Consider the following 273-nt stretch of genomic DNA (forward strand, 5'->3'; position numbering starts at 1 on the left):
ACACACGTGCTACAATGGCGCATACAGAGGGCGGCCAACTTGCGAAAGTGAGCGAATCCCAAAAAGTGCGTCGTAGTCCGGATTGGAGTCTGCAACTCGACTCCATGAAGTCGGAATCGCTAGTAATCGTGGATCAGAATGTCACGGTGAATACGTTCCCGGGCCTTGTACACACCGCCCGTCACACCATGGGAGTGGGCTGCAAAAGAAGCAGGTAGTTTAACCTTCGGGAGGACGCTTGCCACTTTGTGGTTCATGACTGGGGTGAAGTCG

Annotated in this window: 1 rRNA gene; it reads left to right on the top strand. The window is 53.8% G+C overall.

The annotated features are described in order from the left end of the window. Positions 1–273, top strand: a 16S ribosomal RNA gene (locus tag JIG40_RS17495); the annotation flags it as partial.

Source organism: Vibrio sp. bablab_jr001 (assembly GCF_016464285.1).
Lineage (GTDB): Bacteria > Pseudomonadota > Gammaproteobacteria > Enterobacterales > Vibrionaceae > Vibrio > Vibrio fluvialis.